Source organism: Bradyrhizobium sp. HKCCYLRH2060, from assembly GCF_051168135.1.
Classification (GTDB): domain Bacteria; phylum Pseudomonadota; class Alphaproteobacteria; order Rhizobiales; family Xanthobacteraceae; genus Bradyrhizobium.
Window position 1 is genome coordinate 85,645 of sequence record NZ_JBNPUK010000023.1, and the last position, 18,892, is coordinate 104,536.

Consider the following 18,892-nt stretch of genomic DNA (forward strand, 5'->3'; position numbering starts at 1 on the left):
GCCGGCGCTCCCTTCAGATGTCGGCAAAGACGCCGAAATGATCGCTGGTGTTGCGGACGCGCCCGTAGTTGCTCCAGCCGGTCAGATTTCCGGCGCCGCCGATCCCGGGATAGTTCGCCGCCGTCGGCGCGCCCGGCCATCCCATCGGCGCCGCGGTGAACTGGTTGGCCAACGCGACCGTGCCGAGGGGAGGATTGTCCGGCGGCGCCATGACCCCGTTCATCGGCGTGCCGGTCACCGTGTTCATGATCGTGGTCTGATAGTTGTGCATGCCGTTGTGCGGCCAGACCAGGACGTTGTCGATCGAGTAGAACGGCGCGGCGACGAAGTTCGAACCGACATAGCCGTAGCCGGGATAAAAGCTCTGTCCCGGCCCGCCGCCGTTGGACCAGAGGAATTTGGACGCCGCCGTCTTGTCCTTGCCGCGGATATGGGTGGAGAAATAGCCCTTGTACTGGTCCAGATTGACGGGAACGCCCACGGCCGTCGGACTGAGAAGCAGCGTGTAGGCACCGGGCCCGCCGGTGAGCGGATTGTAGAGACCCGAGGCCGTCCCGTTGACGGCGAACAGATTGACGTTGAAGTCGCCGCCGATCACCCGCGTCTCGTTCACACCCAGGGCGCCGACGACGTCGTTGATCGTCGACATCGTGGTGATGTAGTTCGCCGCCGCGGGGTTGTTCGGCGGCGAATGGATGCCGAAGATGGTGAGGTCGCGCTGGACGTTGCCGAGATTGTCGGCCTCCGTGAACGTCGCCATGAACGGCTCGCGCAACCCGGCGAAGGCAACGGGCGCGCCGAGCGTGGTGGTGAAGGCGATGCGCGCGGCCACGACGTCCTCGTTGAGCCCGCCATTGTGCTGAGCGGCCGCAGGAATCTGCCGCACGCCACCAAGCCCCGGGGGGACCAGCATTCCGTTGACGTTGACGGCACCGAGAGGCACCAGCATGCCGTTGTACGGCGTGGCGACGCCGCCGCCCGGCGGCACCGACATGCCGCCATGCCCGCCGGTCCAGATGTTGGGCCCGGTGAAGTAGCGGTTGAGGGTGCCCGCAGTGTTGGTGCGGCGATAGAGAATACCGACCGTTTCGGCGCGCCCGCCCACCCCGGTGTAGAGCGGCGGCACGGCGTTCCATCCGCCCGCCACCATGGTGGCGGGGTTGTTGAGCCCGAACTGCACCATGGCGAGCGCATTGATGCCGCCGGTCTGGCTCGCCAGCGCGTTGGGCGCATTGTCGCCGGAGCTTACCTCGATGATGACGATGATGTCCGGCTGGGTGGCCGTCAGCACGGCATTGATCACCGCGCGGCGCTGGATCGCGCTCTGCATGTCGTTGAGGCCGCCATGCCCGCGCTGCCGCTTGATCGAGGCGGAAAAGATCTTGTTGATCGAGAAGTTCTCGATGTTCCAGAACAGGATCCGCGTCATGATGGCGGCTCCTGCAGCTCGGGCTTGTTTGCGGCGAATGCGAGCGACTGCTCGCAGCCCGGATTGTCGTCGGCGACGTAGGCGGCATACCAGCCGAGGCTGCCGGTGTTGTCGGGATCGCCGAACAGGAAGAACTGGATGTTGGCGGACGGCGGCAACTTGGCGATGCCGAAGATCTTGATCGCGATATCGTCGATCCGCAGGCAGTAGAACCACTTCGGCCCGTCTTCCGGCAGCTTGCGTCCCGATGCGGTCGGCACCGGCTGGCGCAGGATCGAGATCGCGCCGACCGCAACCTTGATGACGCCCTGGATGCTGAACAGGCTGGCGCCGGGCGCCGCGCCCGGCAGGCTCATGCCGATGAAGACCGCATGCTGCGCGTCCGAGCCGGTGGTGACCGGCGACCATGCCGCAAGCAGTTGCGACTGGAAGCCGACGCCGGAGGCGAGTGCTCCCGGGCCGCCCAGCGTGATGTCGTAGACGACGCCGAACCAGGGTCCCTCCAGCTCGGTCAGGTTGAGCTGCGAGGTCACCGGCAGGAAGCCGAGATCCGACGGCTTCTGATCGCCGGTCGCGTTGACGAAGCTCTTGAGCTGCAGTGCGAAGCCGCGGAACAGGCTGGTGTCGCGCATCCTCGAGCCGTTGAGATTCCAGGCCAGGTTGCCGGTCGCGACCTGGAACCGCTTGGCTCCGGGCGTCGCCTGCGGATAGGTCATGCCGATCACGAGGCCGGAGAAGGCAAGCCCGACGCCGAGCGCTTCCTCCGGCGTGTCCGGCGGGCTGCCGAACGACAGCAGGTCGAGCGTCTCTCCGATGGTGCTCTCAAGCGCCGTGAAATCGAACTGTCCCCAGACCAGGAAGTTGCTGGCCACCGTGGCGCCCTGGTCCTGGGTGCCAATCGTGTTGAACTGCACGCGGTCGAAGGCAACGGCCGGTAGCACGTTCGACGGGCTGGTCAGCACGTTGGTCGTGTTCTGCTCGAAGACATAGGCGCCGCGGCCGCCCTGGTCGACATAGCTGCCCTTGAGCACGATTCCCGTGAAGGGCTGCGGCGTGCGGCGCGAGTACAGCCGCGAGACCGGCGCGCCGAACAGCGCCGCGACCGAGAGCTGGACGTGGCTGTCGAACCGCGTCAGCCTGGCGTTCTCGAACAACGACTGCAACTGCAGCACGGTGAAGTCGAACTCACCGCTCATCTGCACCGCCACCGGCACGTCAGGCGCAACGCCGTTGGAGATGTTCATTGCATAGCGCGGATCTTCGTAGTCGATCAGGCCGAACAGGCTCGAATTGCCCGGGGGCATCGTGATCCGGCCGCTCCGGCCATCGACCGTGACGCGGCTGACGGTGAAGCCGAAATGATGGGCGTTGAAGCGGGTGAAGTCGATGCCGGCGGCAAGCCCCGCAATCTCCGGCGGCATGTCGCGCTGGCCGAGATCGGCCGCGAGCACGATGACGCCGGTCCAGTTCGGATCCTGCGCGATTCGCGCGAAATTCTCGTAGAATGGGCCGGACGCTCCCTTCGAACGCACGATCGCTTCCGCGATGTAGTCCTGCAGCCATTGCGACAGGCCGGTGTAGGACAGCGCGGCGGTGACCGGCGGCGTGCCGGGCAACAGCGAGAACTGCTCCGCCGACGTCCAGCGATTGGCATTCGTGACCCGCTCCAACAACGAACCGGAGCAGAACTTCATGATGACAACGTTGCGGTAGGCGGTCGCCGACGCGCCGGCGCCGACCGCCGCGGTCATGGTCCAGCCCGCGATGTTGACGGTGTTGGCGAACTGCGCGCCGGTGCCGAACGGCTCCGGATTGACGGCGACGAGAAAGAGCTGGTTGGTCTGCAAGGCGTCCTGCATCGCCTGGGTCGGAGCAGATAGCGCGAATGGCAGGGTGTTGCCGTCGCGGTCGATCGACTGCGCCATGCTGACCTTCAGATAGGCACCCGTCGTCGGATCGCCCGCGATGATGAAGCCCTGCGGCGTCGTCCCATCGGTGCTCGGGCCGTCCGGCAGCGTGCCGCGCAGCGCGTGAGCCCGCGCCGCCTGCACGCGCGCCGACCACGTCTTGCTGCCATAGCTCGAGATCAGCGACTTACGGGTCGCGGCCACGATCTGGCTTTCGAACTGGACGAGCGTAGCGCCATCGAGGCCGCTGCTCGCAGCAGCTCCATAAGGCACCAGCGGAAACGTCTTGTCGCTGCCCTGGGCAAGCGGCATGAATGGCGGCGCCGATTGCAGGATCGCGACGTCCTCGGCGCCGGCGCCGGCCTCAGCCGCAGCGTAGATCGCGCTGCCTTCGGGCTCTGCGAGATAGTCGACGACGCCGCCTCCGGAGACGATGGTCACCCAGGAGGTCTGATGCTCGTCCGTCAGGCGCGCCGCGACGGCACCGCTCGTGGGACGGTTTAGGTCCGCCGTCTCGAATGGAAACACCGGCGCGTAGCCCGGCTTCGAGGGAATGGCGTTGAGACGATCGTTCTGGGCTGCAGGCAGGCTGACGTCGTACGCCTTGAAGCTCAGCGCTTCCGATCCGAACAGTCCGCCCATCAGCTTCGCAAGCTGCCCCGCCGAGCTGCCATCGGCACCGAGCGCGTAGTGGCCGGCCAGGCTCAGATAGGTCGTGCCTGTCTCGACCGCGGCCGTCTTCGCGGCGCTGGTCGCAAAGGCGAAGCCCCCTGCCCCGAGCGCCGGCGCCGTATCCGCGCTGCCAGCCCCGAGCGGCGTCAGTTGCACGACACGCCCGCCGGTCGTGCGGAATTCGCTGGTCAGCGCCGGCGCCCCCTTGATGGCGAAACCCGAACGCAGATAGCCCTGCTCGAGCTGCTCTCGGCCGATCGCGCGGTTGGCCGGATCGCCGAGGTCGAAGGCGCCTGCGATCGAAAGCTGCGACGGCAACGCCGCCACCGTCATGGCGGCATATTGCGCAGCTTGCGGCGACGTCGTCGCGTTGTTGTTGATGACGTAGCGGACGCCCTGCTCCAAGCCCTGGCTGACGAACGCCTGCTTCGAATCGAGCAGCCCATCAAAGGTGACGCAACCGATGTTGGCACCGCCGAACGGCACGTAGGCGTAGATGCGATTGTTGGAGGTCCGCGCAAGCCGAATGCCGAGCGGGTTGTCGCCCTTGCCCGAGAAGCCGACGAACGGAGGCGAGCTCAGCGCCGAGCCCGACAGGCGCAGCGCCCCACCATCGATCTCGATCCGGGTCTGATCGAGAATGTAGAATTTGGCGTTGCGGGCGAACCAGAGGTTCAGGTTGCCCGAGACCTGGTAGACCGGCGGCAGGTTGATGAAGGAGATGCCGTAACTCTCGAAGTCGCCAAACCTGACCGGATTGGCCGAGGCCAGCCAGACGACGGCGCGGTTGCGCGTCGCCTTGCTGATATAGGTCCGCACACGCTCGGCGAACCCGCCGGGATCACGATCAAGATCGGCGGGCCGCTGCGTCGCGAAAATATAGCTGCCACCGTACTTCTTCAGCGAGTCATCGTAGTTGATGAACGGTGGCAGCGACGAGCCCGTGCCGAGAAGGTAGCCGGCCCAGCCAACCGAGCCGGCAACCCTGGTCTCGTAAATCGCAGAGGAGTCGACCTGCTCGAACTGCGCTGACGCGGACGCGTCCATGCTCGTATCACCCGATCGGGAAAATGCCGAGCAAGGTGCCCGCCAGTGAATAGAGAGCGCGATCGTCGATGATATCGCCCTTGATGATGGTCACCGTATATTGCGCCGAGCCCAGCGCAGCATATTGCACCGTGATGCCCGCCTTCCATGTCGTCGCGCCGATCGTGATATCCGCGGCGAGAACCGCGGTGATCTGGGACTGCGAGACGATCGGCGTCCAGACCGGGATGCGGCCCTGGTACTGGAACGAAACGTAGGTCGTGTTGTTGGTGTCGCCGCTTGGCGTCGTCACCACGTTGCTGTTCGGACTGGTCGGCGTATTCACCGTCGGCAGCGCCGTGAAGGCGGCGCGTGGATACTCTTCGGTCCGCGTGGTCGCGGGCGGCGCTGCCTTGACATCCAAACCGATCGGGAAGATGCCGAGCGTCACGCCCTGGAGCAGGTAGAGCCCACGGTCGTCCACGATCTCGCCCGAGATGATGGTCACGGTGTACTGGGTCGATCCAAGCGCCGCATACTGGATCGTAATGCCTTTGCGCCAAGTCGTTGCGCCGATCGTGATGTCAGTCGCCAAAACGACCTGAGGTTGCGCCTGCGAGACAACCGGCGTCCAGACCGGAATGCGCCCCTGATACTCGAACACGAGCTGCGTCGTGTTGTTTTGATCGCCCGTCGGCGTCGCGACGACCTCGGTGTTGGGGCTTGTGGGGGTGGTGACAACGGCGGGAGCCGAAAAACGAAGGCCTTCATGATGAGCCATGGCTATCTCCTTTTCTAAAACACAGATTGAAACCCGCAGTACGCAACCGCCGGCGCGGCTGAAACGAATGGAAAATCAACTAAGCTACCAATGATTGAAATCTATCAGAGGTTGTGGCGTGTAACAGGGTTCGCCGCGGTGGTCAATCGGGCCAGATCACAGTCTTCCCCCCACGCCCGGTCACATTCTGGTGTTTACATTTCAGGCGAAGCCGGGCGCCGCTCAGCGGCTGACTTGTTTCCGGAGCATCTGCATTGCACGCTTCATCGCTGCGGACCGGATGAACGAGCCGAGCACGAATCCGGTAAAGCTGCTCTCCTTTCCGGAATCGACAATCTCCCCGCTCATCGTGACCGTGTAGTAGCGACCCATCGGGTGCATGGTCACGGTCAGTCCCTTGCGCAGGACGATGCCTGCAATGGCAATGTCCTCGGTCAGCTCGACCTCCACTTCGCCAATCGACACCAGCGCTCTCCAGCACGGGATCGTACCGTTGAAAAAGAAGGTCACCCAGGTGCTGTCATTCGTGTCGAACGTTGCAGCCACCTGCGCATTGCAATTCGTCGTCAGCTGGGTGTTGACGGTTTGATCGGTGAGCTGAGATGGCGCAGCGAGCAAGGCGACTCCCGTTCTCTTCAGGCGCTCAGCGTCGTGCAAAATGACCCGCTAGAGGGTAACAAATAACTAGCTGTGGTCGGTTTGCGAGTCCATTTGCAATCCGGCCCCTGCACCAGTCCGGACGGGGGCTCTGCATCTCACGCAGGGGCGACCATGCCCCTGGCCGTCACGTCCCGCGGATCGAGGAGTCCAGGCGGCTTTTCGCAACCGGCCCGATCCGCTGCAAGAGCTGCTCTTCCCAGGTTTCCTCAAACTCTAGCAGCCCTGTTGCCCGCTCCTTCCCCCCCGCCGATCGCATGCCGCGCGCCGGGAAACGCCTCGACCGGTGGTCGGACGCTGCTGACGGCAAAGTTGATTTTTCCATATTTTTCAATCCGTTGTCGTGACTGCAACGTGAGATGCCGCCGCGGCGGACGTCGCAAGCGGCAGACGCCGGAATGATCAGGCGCAGAATCATCTCCGGCCTGGACGCCTGATCGTCGCTCGGCGGGCGGCAATCCCGTCTCCGGCGGCGTGCGTCGGGTTGCCTCTAGGCCCTCCTGTTTCTACAACAGCCGGAGCGCCTCCCAAGCATCAGGACCATCCCCCCAAGTGAACGAGCAACGCTTCATCGGCTCGCTGACCGGCTTACGCTTCGTCGCGGCCGCAACGGTCGCCATCGGCCATGGCGCCCCGTCGTTGGCGCAAGGCCCGCTGCCGGAGCTCATCGCACAAATCAGCAGCATCGGAATGACGATGTTCTTCGTGCTGAGCGGATTCGTCCTGTGGCTCAACTACGCCGAGCGCTTCCAGTCGCAACCGCTCGGAAGCGCTCTTCGCGAATTTGCCATCGCGCGCTTCGCCCGGCTCTACCCCATGTACGCCGTGATTGCGCTCGCAGTCGTCGCATACATCGTGATTGCGCGAGGTCTTTCGGCCCCGTCGCTCGGCTTCATCCTCACGATGACGCAAGCCTGGTTTCCCGTGCAGAACGGCACCATGCTGGTCGCAGTCGTGCCATCGCTGCAGCACCTCTGGTCCATCAGCGTGGAGCTGTTCTTCTACCTGCTGTTTCCATTCGTCTGCCTGCTGTTTGCAGCCGTCGTCCGGCTGCAAACGATCATCTGGATCGCGCTGGTGAACATCGTGACGTTCGCGCTGACGATCGCGGCCGCCTTCACCTTCGGGGATGCGTTGCTGCGGGCCGTCGCGCCGAGCCTGACGCAAAACGGGATGCAGTGGCTCACCTACTACTCTCCCTATCTTCACATCGCTCAGTTCCTGGCCGGCTGCCTTGCCGCCATGATCTACAGGAACCGCGCCGATGCCAGCGTCGGTGACGGGGAGCGGCGCTGCGTGAGGCTCCTGTTCTGGCTTTCGCTGGTGAGCCTCATCTGTGCGCCTGTGCTGCTGTTTCTGCAGCCTCGTCTGCCCGGCTGGTCATTCGCGATCGAACTTGCCGTACGTCTCATCGAGATCTCGGGATTTTCGATCGTCTTCGTCGCCGCCAGTCGATACGGCCATGCCCCCTGGCTGTCGTCCAGAGCCCTGATCATTGGTGGCGAATGCAGCTATTCGATCTATCTGCTGCATCCCTTTCTCATTCGGCTTGCGATGATCGGAAAGTCAGATGCTCCTGGCGCTCTTGAGCTCGCACTGCGGCTCGGTCTGTTCGTTGCGATTGCGACGGCGATGGCCTGGATCACCTACATGCTCATCGAGGCACCGTCGCGGGCATGGTTACGGAGAGCCTTCCGCACCAGCGCACCACGCGACGTGATCCATGCGAGGCCGGTCTGAGCGCCGGAGCTTCGTCTTGCTCCTGATACAAGGCACGGCTCGCGACAGCCGGCGGTCCGACCCACGTTCTCGCGCCGGTGATCAGCCCTCGTATATTCACCTGCTGACACAGGCCTTCGCCTGTCTGCTCCATTTGAACGCGGTTCCGCACGGCGGTCTTGGCCGAGCGCCCGCGGGGCATTCGTTCCACACCGGCGCTCCCACCTCCCAGCCATTCACGACGCAGCCGCCATTCGGCGCGACGTGGCACCCTGGGCCGCAGGACTCATTGGCGTCCATCCGGCCGGCCCCTGCCGCAAGGCCGGTCAGTAGCACGACCGAGAACATCAGCCTCATCGCTTCGCTCCGTTGCCTCTGAGACGACGAGCCCATGCGACTGCGCCCCAGCTGAAACCATGAACGTGCCAAACCGTTCCTCAGTTTGTCGCAGCCTGCTCGAGCTGCTTTCGTCGGAGATCGTCGCCGCCAGCCTGTGACGAAACACCGCGCCGCCACCACACTCCAGCCCCACTACGCGCACGACTGCGCCATATCCGTGCACGGGAATGGGAAACCATCGTAGCGAGAAGGTTTTCACCATGTTGGGCGATGATTGCGCAGCCTGGGCGAGCCGGAAGCGGAAAAGTCACCTCTCCACGCCAGTTTGATCGTGGTGAGGCGCTGGGGCGCGCGCTTAGAAGCGGGACGAGCCAAACAACATCAAGAACCGGCGGCACGAACTGCCGGCCAGCCTTGGATCGTCCGGATGTATGCCGGACGGGCCCGTGGCGAATGCAGGGAGCGACAGATCGACATCATGACACGAAAGCTTTCAGTCCGCGAAGTCATTGCCAGATCCTATCCCAGTTGGGACTATGCCATGGCGGATCGGTTGATCGCATGGCTCGATCATTGTGGTTACGAGATCGTGGAGAAGAAGCCGGAGCGCACCGCGGCTCTCGTGACCGATGACGCGCGGCCACACGTGATCGGCGCTTGATGAATTGAGCGCCTTTCGCCGGGGCGCGGTGAACGATCAGCGCTCCTTGAGCGGCAGCGCTCGGGCGCCGCAGGAACTGTGCATCCCGTCCTGGGGTTCAGGATGACAAGACCAACGCTCGACGTTTCATCGAGCACCATGAGATCAGGGAAGGATCACCAATGTCTCGCAAGCTCACGCCACGCCAAGTCATCGCACGCTCCTACCCGACCTGGGATTACGCCATGGCCGATCGCCTGATCGCCTGGCTGGACGATTGCGGCTACGAGATCGTCGAAAAAGGAGCTGCGCATGTGGGCGCAAGCCTCGTGCCTGCGGCGCCGGAATCGACACCGTCGCATGAAAGCACACATTGATCCCGTCGCGATCACCGAGACCGCGAACGGGGTCTCCGGACACTCATTGGCATGAGACAGCCTGGCTCAGGCAAGCAGTTGCTTCTCGATTTCGTAGACCGGAAGCTTGACCAGATCCTTGTGGACCTCGCCATGCAGCGCCTTTCGTACCGCGTCGGAATAGTCGGCGCGGATGATCCCGAGCGCGCGCGGCGACGCCACCATCGTGACGGCTTTGGTTTCGCCTGAAATGACAGCATGATGCAGGCGATCGGCAAGCTGCTTGAGAAAGATGCGCTCAGCCTGATCATGCCAATCCGTCTGATCCACTGAACTCCGAGCATTGCCAAATGACGGCTGCACCGAGCCGGGAGCGTCCGTGCCCTGAGCGCTCGTGCGGTCGTTCTCCTGTTCACGGACCTCTTTGGTGTGCAGGTTCGGAAACATGCTGTCACCGACGTTCTCGAGGATCAGCGCCTTGCGCCCGTCGCACACGACGATCCAATCACCGGTTCCGACCTTCATCTTGTCCATGAGATTACTCCATCATCCGAATTGCAGCGAAGAATGTGCCGGCGAACTCATCGGGAGAAGCCACCGCAGCTATATGCCTTCTTCGAAATCTTCCAAGGAAAGGCCGAACTCCGAGAGAGCCTCCTCCAGATAGTCGCCGAGCATCGGCGTTTCGATCAGATACGTCGCCGTGCGATTGTTGTGCGCCTGAGCGGCCTGCGCACGAAGCTCATCCCAATTGTCCAGCGAGCCGTCGCCCCGGCCCAGCCACATCAGCGTGACCAGATCGATCTGTTCGTCGACATTGAGGCCCCTGATGAAGCTGACGAGCTCCGACCGGTCCGTTTTCAGGCCTCGCCCACCGGTACCGGGCGCCGTGTCGTCATCTGCCAAATCTGCCAGCAATTCGGGTTCGGCCGCTTCCATTTCGTGCTGGTGGATCTTGGTCACGACGAAGGCGACCTTCTCCGGCGAGATCGAGAGGGTGGGCGTGGTAGTCGTCATTCAGCGTCTCCTGGGTCCCCGGGCAAACGCCCCCAGGTCCCGTGCAGAGACGCTAGGCGTTCCGGAAGGAGCGCACTTTGCGCAAGATCAAGGCAGCGTAGCGGCGTGAAAACCGGCGCAGCACCCCGCGCGAGCCCCGGAGCGCGATTGCAGCGGGACCGCTTGGATCGACCAGGGACCGCGGGCGATCGATACTACCAAGTCCAATCGAGAGAGCCGACATGCGGCTGCTGCGCGACCAGAATCATCGGTCTGCCCGGATGAGCTTTTGCGGTCCTTCGCTTCTTCGCCTCTGCAGCCGGCTTGCCTGTGTCGGCAATCCGCGTCGCGCGAGGCTTCTCGGCGGACTTCACGGCCGCAACCTGCGGGTTGGTCTCGACGGCGCTCATCTGCGCGAAGGCGTCGCGGGCACTGGGCTTGGCCACTTCTGCCGCAGGCTGCTCCGCCTTCGCGAGCTTCACCGGAGCCGGCGTGGCGATCGAGGTGTCCATCACGATCCGCTCCGGCCACTTTCTGGTGGACTGAATGCGCACCGGGGGAAAGTCCGACGCAGACGACAGGCTTGCAGGCAATGGTACGCTGGGAAGCACGGCATCCGCCAGGACCAGCAGCGCCAGCAGAGTTCCACCGACGAAAAGAAAGTAACGCAGAATGGGCATAATTTACCGCTCCGTCGGCACCTGCGCCGACATCCACCTAACGGAGGATCATGACAGTATGTTCCCGCGTCGAACGCTCGGGTTCAAAAACCGTGGGAGACTAGCGCGACATAATTAGATTTTCGTCGCTGCAACCAGCGCGCATTTGGCCGTGCTGACGTTAACGTTGACGAATCCGACATGGACCGCCGCGAAGGTCTTCCGGCTGCGCGGCCCGACTTGGCCAGGCACGATCCGTCGGCGGTCGCTGACATGACTACCGTCCCGCCGGCTGAAGGCGCAGGTGATTTCGACGTCCTTGATTGCGAAACTGTTGGCATTCCGTACCGTGAAGGTCACCAGCGCCCTCGACCCAAGACCGCCGCGCCGCCAGGACTGGGAACTGATCCGCAGGCCGGACAGAGCGGCCGGGTCGAGCGCAGGGGATGAAGCAGGCGTCATCGTCGGCGAAAGGCTGGCATTGGCGTCCATGACGGTCCGGCCGGAGCCGACCACCGGGGACGAATCGGGGTGCGCGCTGGACTTGGCCGCCGGGCTGGGCACCACCAAGGAGAGTCCACGCGACGTCTCCGTCCCGTCTTCATCCCCTTCATAGCCGCTGCTCGGGGAGGCCGATCCGACCCGCGTGAGGCTGGAGTCGGCCACCTCCTCCTCTTCGACCGACATGATCAGCCACCCGACGACGCTGAACATGATCAGCGCGAGGATCGCCAACCCCGACACCGCAGCTCCCAATGGGATGGACGCTCCGTCGCTTCGGCGCATGGCCAGCGACGCCGTGGCATCGGGCTTGCGCCCCAGCAAACGAGAGAGACCCGCGCTCATGTCTGCACCATCGGCTGCCCGGCGGGGGCATCTGGAAGCTTCAATCGGCAAACATCGATAGGGTTGCATGCAAAGCCGACAATTGGAGGGCAGGCCCGGATACCGGTCGGTATGCCGGGCTGGCGCGGCCGGTGACGGGCCGGTAAACATCCGACCCGTTGCCGGCACCTCGAGAAACGCCGCCGCGCCGCAGCCGGTTCACCCTTTCGAAAGATATCGACGATGTTGAATGTCACGTGGGACCACATCCATCTGCGCAGTCCGGACCCGGAAGCCACCGCTAATTGGCTTCACGACATTCTCGGCGGCGAGATCATCCGCCATCCCGGCCGCATCGACGTCAGGCTCGGCGGTGCCAGCGTATTCATCGCCAAGGTCGAGCCGGGCGACGGCGTCAACGCGCCGCCTGTGACGCCGCACCAGGGCCTCGATCATTTCGGCCTCACCGTGAAGGACATTGACGCCGCGGCCGCCGAGCTCAAGGCCAAGGGCATCACCTTCACGACCGAGCCGACCACGATCCGCCCCGGTGTTCGCATCTGCTTCATCCGCGGGCCGGAGGGCATTTCCATCGAGCTGCTGGAGCGCGACAAGAAATACACCTGAGCGCCGCCCCGTCCGGCTACGACATGCTACCCGGCATGAAGCAGCGGATCTGGAGGCCCTGATAGCCGCGCATCGGCCACACCATCGTGCGGCCGACCCGGTTGGGCTCCGTGATGACAGCGTCGTCGGGAACGTCGAGCCATTCACCCTCGATGCGGACGCGGTAGTGACCGCCCCTGCTCTCCCAGTCGACATCGCTGACGGCGCTGCCATCGGCGTCCGAACAGCACGGGCCCTTGCCGCTGCGCAGGCCGTCGAACCATGCCTTCATCTCCGGCGACGAGTTCGCGTACTGGCCGCGATCGCGCGCCAGTGACGGTGGCGCGGCGAGTGCGATCAGCAGCGCCGCACTGCCGACCTGGACAGGTGGCTTCCATCGCGCGGCCGCCTGCGGCCTCGAGACCGTCCTGCTGATGTCGGAGCGATCAGCTCGATGCGGCTCACGGCCGCGGCAAACAATCCATCTGCTCATTTCCATCTGGTCCATCTGGCTCCTGCACCACCCCAGGGTGCACGGATAGAAATGCATCAACCGGGCCAGATTTCGTTTCGATCTCGGCTTCGTGAGAGTCAATCCGGGGTTTTACGCAGACCGCCCTATTCGGCCGCCTGCTCCAGCGGCGCGACCCGCGGCAGAATGATCTGGACGCGCGTGCCGGCGCCCGGCTCGGAGTCGAGATCGAGCCGGCCGCCGAGCCGGCTGGTCACGATGCTGTAGACGATGTGCAGGCCGAGCCCGGTGCCGCCCTGGTCGCGGCGCGTCGTGAAAAAAGGATCGAAGGCGCGGCGGCGAACGTCGAGCGACATGCCGCAGCCATTGTCGGAAAAGATGATCTCGACATTGTCGCGGCCGGACTCCCGGGCCCTGATTTCGATCACGCCGCTCCTGCCGTCCGGAAACGCGTGCGCGACCGCATTGAGGAACAGATTGGTCAGGACCTGCCCGTACGGCCCGGGGTAGCTGTTCATCACCAGGTCGGGCTGGCAATCCACATTCACCGTCAGGTTCTGTCTGCGCACGCCCGGGCGAAGACTCATCACCACCTGCTCGGTGAGATCGGCGAGATCGAAGCTGCGTTGATCGGAGTAGTTGCGGTCCGCCGCCACCTGCTTGAACGACTGGATCAGCTCGGCCGCGCGATTGAGATTGGCGACGAGCTGTCCCGCGGCGCTGCGGCTCATCTCGATGAACTCAGTGAGACTCGACCGCCGCAGCTCGCCCCGCGTGACCGCCTCGCTGAAGCGCTCGGTCTTGCGCTCGAGCGCGGAAGCGACCGTCAGGCTGATGCCGACGGGGTTGTTGACCTCGTGAGCAACACCGGCGACCATGCGCCCGAGCGCCGCGAGCTTCTCGGCTTCGATCAGCGAGGCCTGGGTCTCGCGCAGGTTCCGGAGCGCGGTCTCGGCGGCCTCCTTGGCCTTGCGCATCTCCAGTTCGCTCTTCTTGCGCTCGCCGATGTCGAGCGCCACCGTGACGATCTTGTCAACCTCGCCGTCGGCATCGAGAAGCGGTAGCTTGTTGACCAGCCATTGCCGCATGACGTTGCATGAATCGAGGTATTCCTCCTCGTAGAACCCGAGGCCCGCCTTCGTCGCCAGCACGCGCTTGTCGTTCGAGTCGGTCTTGTTCGCGCCGTAGCGCGACATCAGCTCGCCCGTGGTACGACCGAGCGCATCCTCGGGCTCGACGTTGAAGATGCCGGCCATATAGCGGTTCATCAGGACATAGCGCAGCTCGCGATCCTTGACGTTGATCACCGCCGGCACCGTGTCGATGACCTGCTGCAGCAATCGCCGGCCTTCCGCGATCGCGTCCTCGGCGCGCTTCTGATCCGTGATGTCGCGGACCACGCCTTCGTAGCGAACCACCTCGCCGCTCTCGTCCCGCACCACCGTGGCGCTGTCGGAAAGCCAGCGGACCTCACCGGTGCGCCGGCGCACCTGGTATTCGAACTCGCGCACCATGCCGTCGCGCCGCATCAGCCGCTGATAGCGTTCGCGCGCCAGGGGATGGACATAGATCGTATCCGCGATGTCGTTGACGCTCTGGATCAGCTCGCTCGCGGATTCGTAGCCCATGATGCGCGCGAGCGCCGGATTGGCATTGAGCACAAGACCGCTCGGTGTGGTCACATAGATGCCGTCGATCGAGGCTTCGAACAGTTTGCGGTAGCTCTCCTCGGCCAGCCGCTGCTCGGCCAGCGCGCGGACCGCCGCCTCGCGCGCCGCGTCGGCGTCCTGCAAAGTCTGCCGGAAGACCTCGGCCGCCCGCGCGATGTCGCCGATCTCGTTCTGAACGTCGGTCTGGGGGATCGACGCCGCCTTTTCGCCTGCCGCCAGCGCCCTGATCGAGCGTGCGATCGAGGCCAGCGGCCGCACGGTGCGCCGGACCACGAAAGACGCAGCGAAGATGCCGATCAGAACGCCCGCCGTGCCGAAGATGATGCTCTGCCATTTCGTCTCCGCCAGGGTACGGGCGAAGTCGCGCGACAGCACCTTGCCCTGGCTCGCGCTCAAGGCGCGCAGCAACTCGGTGACCCGGCCGATCAGCCGCCCCTCGATGCCCAGCACCTCCTTGTCGAGGCGCGCGATCTCGTCCTCCGTGCCGGCAATGGCGATGATCGCCTCGGCATAGCGGTCGGCGGCCGCGCGAAGCGCGCTGTCCTCGATCGGCATTGCGCGCATGCTGCGGGCGGCCTGCTCGGCGCCGGCCGGGTCGCGCGCCAGCAGCGCCGCGCCGACCTGGTTCTGCACCTGGAACAGCGCCCGCGCCGTGCCGCGATCGGTCAAGCCGGCGATGGCGTCCTCGAAGCCCTCGCGCGCCGCCGGCAAACCCGACAGCAGCTCGGCACGCCGGGCGATCAGCGCACTGATCCGGTCGATGCCCTCGCGGTAATTGGCGAGCCGCTGGGCGACGCCATCGATGGTCGCCTGCTGCTCCGGCGCGAGCTGCAGGCGCGTCTTCTTCAGGAGCGCGCTGAGCTCGGTCGCCGCCTCCATGGCCCGGTCGGAACGCGAACCGGGATCGGTGACAAAATCACGCGCCGCGAGCCGCAGCTCGTTCATGCGCTGGTCGATCTCCTCGGCGAGATCGCCGACGCCCTGCAGCCGCTGCAACTCGGCAAAGGTCGAATCGATGTGACGGATGGCGATCACGCTCGCCATGCTGGTTGCGGTGATGACGGCGAGCAGCAGCAAAAAGCTGCCAAAGATCATCCGCCCGATCGTCATCGATCGGAGGCTGCTGCAGGCCGTGTCGAGGTCCGGTAATCTACTCATGGGATCCGATGGTCGGAACCGCATTATATACGAGCCGCCGCGCGGCTGAATGAACATATAGAGAACAACTCTCGTCCGCGCATCATCCGCCGGACGAAAAATAGCCTGTGCGGTTAACCGGCCGCACCGAACTCGAATACCTCCCCATCATAGCCGGCCTCGCGGGGGATGCGCAGCTGGCGACCGCCCTCGGCGGTCCTGGTCATGACCGGCATGACGGTGACGATCTCCATGTCGCGCGCCGCCGCCAACGCCCCCGCCACCGCCGGCTGTTTGCCCAGACGGATCAGGTTGCGGGTCGTCGGAAACGGCAGCTTGAACCGGCCGTCCTCGCCGCCGGCCAGCGCCTCGCGCGGCGAGACCCAGACGGAGTCGGTCGATTCCCGGCCGTCATGGGCGCCGAGTTGGTCCGGCGGCGCCGCCGCCAGGAAGAACCAGGTGTCGAAGCGCTTCGGCATGCCCTCGGGCGTGATCCAATGCGCGTAGGGAACCAGCGCGTCGAGCGCCAGCACCAGGCCGTGCGCCTCGATGACCTCGAGGAAGCTGGCCTTGCCTTCGCACAGCGCCAGGCGATGTGCAGCCTCGATCTCGCGGGCGGCAGCGGCCTCGATCAGCGTGCGCGCGCCGCGCGCTCGCGCCAGCAGGATGCCGCTCTCCTCGAAGGTCTCGCGCACCCCGGCGATGCGGAAGCCGAGCGCCTCGGCGTCCAGGCCATCGTCGCCGGCATAGAGCTCCGGCCTGCCGGCGATCTCCTGATCGCCCTTGTCGACGCTGCCGCCTGGAAACACCAGGGCGCCCGAGTTGAACTCGATCTGATGGTGGCGCACCATCATGAATACCTCGATCTCACGTGCGGCTGCGCTATCGCGCAGCAGCAGCACGGTCGAGGCGGGACGGACGGCGGCAGCGTCAGCCATGGTCACTCCGCGGCGGTGGCTCGGGGTTGCAGATTGGCGCGGGCGTCGGTGCGGGCGACACGCGACAGCAGATAGTCGACCTCGGCCTTGGCGGCCGCCGTGATCGCCGAGGCCGGCTTGCGCTGCGCGCTGGAGGCGATTGCGCCGCGCTTCTGCAGCACGTATTTGCGCACGGCAAGGCCGGCGCCGGGCTGCTGCTCGTAGCGGACCAGCGGCAGATGCGCGTCGAACAGGTCGTGCGCGGCATCGCGCTTGCCAGCCTGCGAGAGCTTGACGACGTCGACCAGCATTTCCGGGAAGGCGTAGCCGGTCATCGCGCCGTCGGCGCCGCGCTCCATCTCGAAGTCCAGGAACAGGCCGCCATTGCCGCACAGGATCGACAGCGGCCGCAGCGAGCCGTCCTTCTGGAAGCCGCGCAGCGCCGAGATCTTCTCAAGGCCCGGCCAGTCCTCATGCTTGAGCATCACGCAGGACGGACTGTCCATGACGATCCTGCGGATCACCGCCGGCGTGAACTGCACGTTCAGCGTCAGCGGATAGTCCTGCAGCACCCACGGAATGTCCTCGCCGATCGCCTCCTGGGCCTGCTTGAAATAGCCCGTGATCTGATCATCGGTGCGCAGGGTCGGCGGCGGCGCGATCATCACGCCGGCAGCGCCGGCATCCATCGAGGCGCGCGCCAGCGCGCGCATCGTCGCGAACCCCGGCGCGGAGACACCGACGATGATCTGCAGGTTCTTGGCGCGCTTGGCAAAGCGCACCGCAACCTGCTCGGATTCCGCCGCGTCCAGCTTCGGCGCCTCGCCCATGATGCCGAGCACCGTGATGCCGTCGCAGCCGGCCTCGGCATAGAAATCGACCAGCCGGTCGATCGAGGCGTCGTCGATGCGGCCGTCATCATGGAACGGGGTCGGCGCGATCGCGAAGGTGCCCTTGGCGGCGGCGGTGAGCTTCATCATCTGTCTCCAATCTCTCTGGCGTCATTCCGGGATCGTCCGCAGGACGAGACCCGGAATCTCGAGATTCCGGGTTCGCTCGCCGTCGCGAGCGCTCCGGAATGACGACCTGAATACATCAAAACCGCCGTGCGGACTTGGCTATCTCGGCCTCCGAAAAGAATATCTCCCCTGCATGGGCGGCGATGTCCTCGGCCTTCCAGGCCGACGACGGCGGTTTCCATCCGTCCATTTCCATCATGCGCAACTCGCGCACGCCGCGTGGGCCGGAGACGCCGAGCACCTTGCCGGTCTGATCCCCCGAGAGACTGCTGACCATGTAGAGCACGGCCGGCGCAATGCCCTCGGGCGTCAGCGCCGCGCCCGGGTTCTCCTTGTAGCGCGGCAGATCCGCGGTCATGCGGGTCAGCGCGCCCGGCGCCAAGGTCCACACCCGGATGTTGTACTTGCGGCCCTCGATTGCCAGCACGTTGGACAGGCCCCAGATACCGCCCTTGGCGGCGCCGTAGTTGGACTGGCCGAAATTGCCGATCAGGCCCGAGGTCGATGAGGTGTTGACGATGACGCCGCCGCCATTGTCGCGCATCCAGCGGAACACCGGCAGGGTGCAGCAGAAGGTGCCTTTGAGGTGCACCTGGATCACCTTGTCCCAATCCGCTTCGCTCGACTTGGCAAAGGTCTGGTCGCGCAGGATGCCGGCATTGTTGACCAGGATGTCGGCGCGGCCGAAATGCCGGATGGCGTCGTCGAACACAGACTGCCCGCCGGCCATGGTGGAGATGTCGGCGGCGTTGGCGACGGCGTGGCCGCCCTCGGCCTTGATCGCGGCCACCACCTGCTCGGCCATCGACAGGTCGGAGCCGGAGCCGTCGCGCGGCCCGCCAAGGTCGTTGACCACCACCGCCGCGCCCTCGCGCGCGAACAGTTTGGCGTAGGCCTCGCCGAGGCCGCCACCTGCGCCGGTGATCAGCGCCACCTTGCCGTCGAGCAGTCCCATGGGTGCGTCCTCCGCTTATGTTCTTGCTTTCTCCGTCATGGCCGGGCTTGACCCACGGCTGTCCGGTTCAGCTTCCGCATATTGCGAGGCTCAACTGTTGTGGGTTTTTG

18 protein-coding genes are annotated in these 18,892 nt (G+C 65.0%); 4 read left to right on the forward strand and 14 right to left on the reverse strand.

Annotated features, from left to right (window positions below; translation table 11 throughout):
* Nucleotides 1-13 precede the first annotated feature (13 nt).
* The 5 genes from ACQR10_RS30740 to ACQR10_RS30760 form a co-directional block, all read right to left on the reverse strand.
* Nucleotides 14-1,429: a hypothetical protein gene (locus tag ACQR10_RS30740; protein ID WP_316182095.1), complete on the reverse strand. Its 1,416-nt coding sequence runs from the start codon at nt 1,427-1,429 to the stop codon at nt 14-16.
* Nucleotides 1,426-5,055: a hypothetical protein gene (locus ACQR10_RS30745; RefSeq protein ID WP_316216073.1), complete on the reverse strand. Its 3,630-nt coding sequence runs from the start codon at nt 5,053-5,055 to the stop codon at nt 1,426-1,428. The genes ACQR10_RS30740 and ACQR10_RS30745 overlap by 4 nt, the downstream gene beginning before the upstream one ends.
* A 7-nt stretch (nt 5,056-5,062) precedes the next feature.
* Nucleotides 5,063-5,815 carry a hypothetical protein gene (locus ACQR10_RS30750; RefSeq protein WP_315804858.1) on the reverse strand — a complete coding sequence of 251 codons (753 nt, stop codon included), beginning with the start codon at nt 5,813-5,815 and terminating at the stop codon, nt 5,063-5,065.
* A gap of 222 nt (nt 5,816-6,037) precedes the next feature.
* Complete coding sequence (locus tag ACQR10_RS30755; RefSeq protein WP_315804857.1) at nt 6,038-6,433, reverse strand: hypothetical protein; 396 nt, start codon at nt 6,431-6,433, stop codon at nt 6,038-6,040.
* Nucleotides 6,434-6,599: 166 nt separating this feature from the next.
* Nucleotides 6,600-6,890 (reverse strand): hypothetical protein, encoded by a 291-nt coding sequence (locus ACQR10_RS30760; RefSeq protein ID WP_315804856.1) that lies wholly within the window; start codon nt 6,888-6,890, stop codon nt 6,600-6,602.
* Nucleotides 6,891-7,024: 134 nt separating this feature from the next.
* Here ACQR10_RS30760 and ACQR10_RS30765 point away from each other — a divergent pair, with 134 nt between their 5' ends.
* From ACQR10_RS30765 to ACQR10_RS30775, 3 genes are all read left to right on the forward strand, one after another.
* Nucleotides 7,025-8,212 (forward strand): acyltransferase family protein, encoded by a 1,188-nt coding sequence (locus tag ACQR10_RS30765; protein ID WP_316216072.1) that lies wholly within the window; start codon nt 7,025-7,027, stop codon nt 8,210-8,212.
* A 796-nt stretch (nt 8,213-9,008) separates the two neighbouring features.
* A complete protein-coding gene (locus tag ACQR10_RS30770; protein ID WP_315804960.1) occupies nt 9,009-9,191 on the forward strand; it encodes a hypothetical protein in 183 nt (60 codons plus the stop codon).
* 161 nt (nt 9,192-9,352) lie between these two features.
* Nucleotides 9,353-9,547 (forward strand): hypothetical protein, encoded by a 195-nt coding sequence (locus tag ACQR10_RS30775; RefSeq protein ID WP_315804854.1) that lies wholly within the window; start codon nt 9,353-9,355, stop codon nt 9,545-9,547.
* 66 nt (nt 9,548-9,613) lie between these two features.
* Here ACQR10_RS30775 and ACQR10_RS30780 read toward each other — a convergent pair whose 3' ends face one another.
* From ACQR10_RS30780 to ACQR10_RS30795, 4 genes are all read right to left on the reverse strand, one after another.
* Nucleotides 9,614-10,060 carry a host attachment protein gene (locus ACQR10_RS30780; protein WP_315804853.1) on the reverse strand — a complete coding sequence of 149 codons (447 nt, stop codon included), beginning with the start codon at nt 10,058-10,060 and terminating at the stop codon, nt 9,614-9,616.
* A 69-nt stretch (nt 10,061-10,129) separates the two neighbouring features.
* Nucleotides 10,130-10,543 (reverse strand): DUF3775 domain-containing protein, encoded by a 414-nt coding sequence (locus ACQR10_RS30785; protein ID WP_315804852.1) that lies wholly within the window; start codon nt 10,541-10,543, stop codon nt 10,130-10,132.
* A 194-nt stretch (nt 10,544-10,737) separates the two neighbouring features.
* Nucleotides 10,738-11,202 carry a hypothetical protein gene (locus ACQR10_RS30790; RefSeq protein WP_316216071.1) on the reverse strand — a complete coding sequence of 155 codons (465 nt, stop codon included), beginning with the start codon at nt 11,200-11,202 and terminating at the stop codon, nt 10,738-10,740.
* Between the two features lie 114 nt (nt 11,203-11,316).
* A complete protein-coding gene (locus ACQR10_RS30795) occupies nt 11,317-12,027 on the reverse strand; it encodes a hypothetical protein (protein ID WP_316216070.1) in 711 nt (236 codons plus the stop codon).
* Nucleotides 12,028-12,249: 222 nt separating this feature from the next.
* Between ACQR10_RS30795 and ACQR10_RS30800 the strand changes: the two genes are divergently transcribed.
* Nucleotides 12,250-12,633, forward strand: a complete 384-nt coding sequence (locus ACQR10_RS30800) for a VOC family protein (RefSeq protein ID WP_434848870.1) — start codon at nt 12,250-12,252, stop codon at nt 12,631-12,633.
* A 16-nt stretch (nt 12,634-12,649) separates the two neighbouring features.
* Here the strand turns inward: ACQR10_RS30800 and ACQR10_RS30805 are convergent, their stop codons facing one another.
* The 5 genes from ACQR10_RS30805 to ACQR10_RS30825 form a co-directional block, all read right to left on the reverse strand.
* On the reverse strand, nt 12,650-13,105 hold the full coding sequence (locus ACQR10_RS30805; RefSeq protein ID WP_409997977.1) for a hypothetical protein: 456 nt from the start codon (nt 13,103-13,105) through the stop codon (nt 12,650-12,652).
* Nucleotides 13,106-13,230: 125 nt separating this feature from the next.
* Entirely contained in the window at nt 13,231-15,912 is a 2,682-nt protein-coding gene (locus ACQR10_RS30810) for a PAS domain-containing protein (RefSeq protein WP_316182081.1), read from the reverse strand.
* A gap of 113 nt (nt 15,913-16,025) precedes the next feature.
* Nucleotides 16,026-16,829: an NUDIX hydrolase gene (locus tag ACQR10_RS30815; RefSeq protein ID WP_434848869.1), complete on the reverse strand. Its 804-nt coding sequence runs from the start codon at nt 16,827-16,829 to the stop codon at nt 16,026-16,028.
* A gap of 2 nt (nt 16,830-16,831) precedes the next feature.
* Nucleotides 16,832-17,785, reverse strand: a complete 954-nt coding sequence (locus ACQR10_RS30820; RefSeq protein WP_434848874.1) for a dihydrodipicolinate synthase family protein — start codon at nt 17,783-17,785, stop codon at nt 16,832-16,834.
* A 118-nt stretch (nt 17,786-17,903) separates the two neighbouring features.
* The gene (locus tag ACQR10_RS30825) at nt 17,904-18,782 is read right to left on the reverse strand and encodes an SDR family oxidoreductase (protein ID WP_316182076.1); all 879 of its coding nucleotides are present in this window, start codon (nt 18,780-18,782) and stop codon (nt 17,904-17,906) included.
* Between the last annotated feature and the right edge of the window lie 110 nt (nt 18,783-18,892).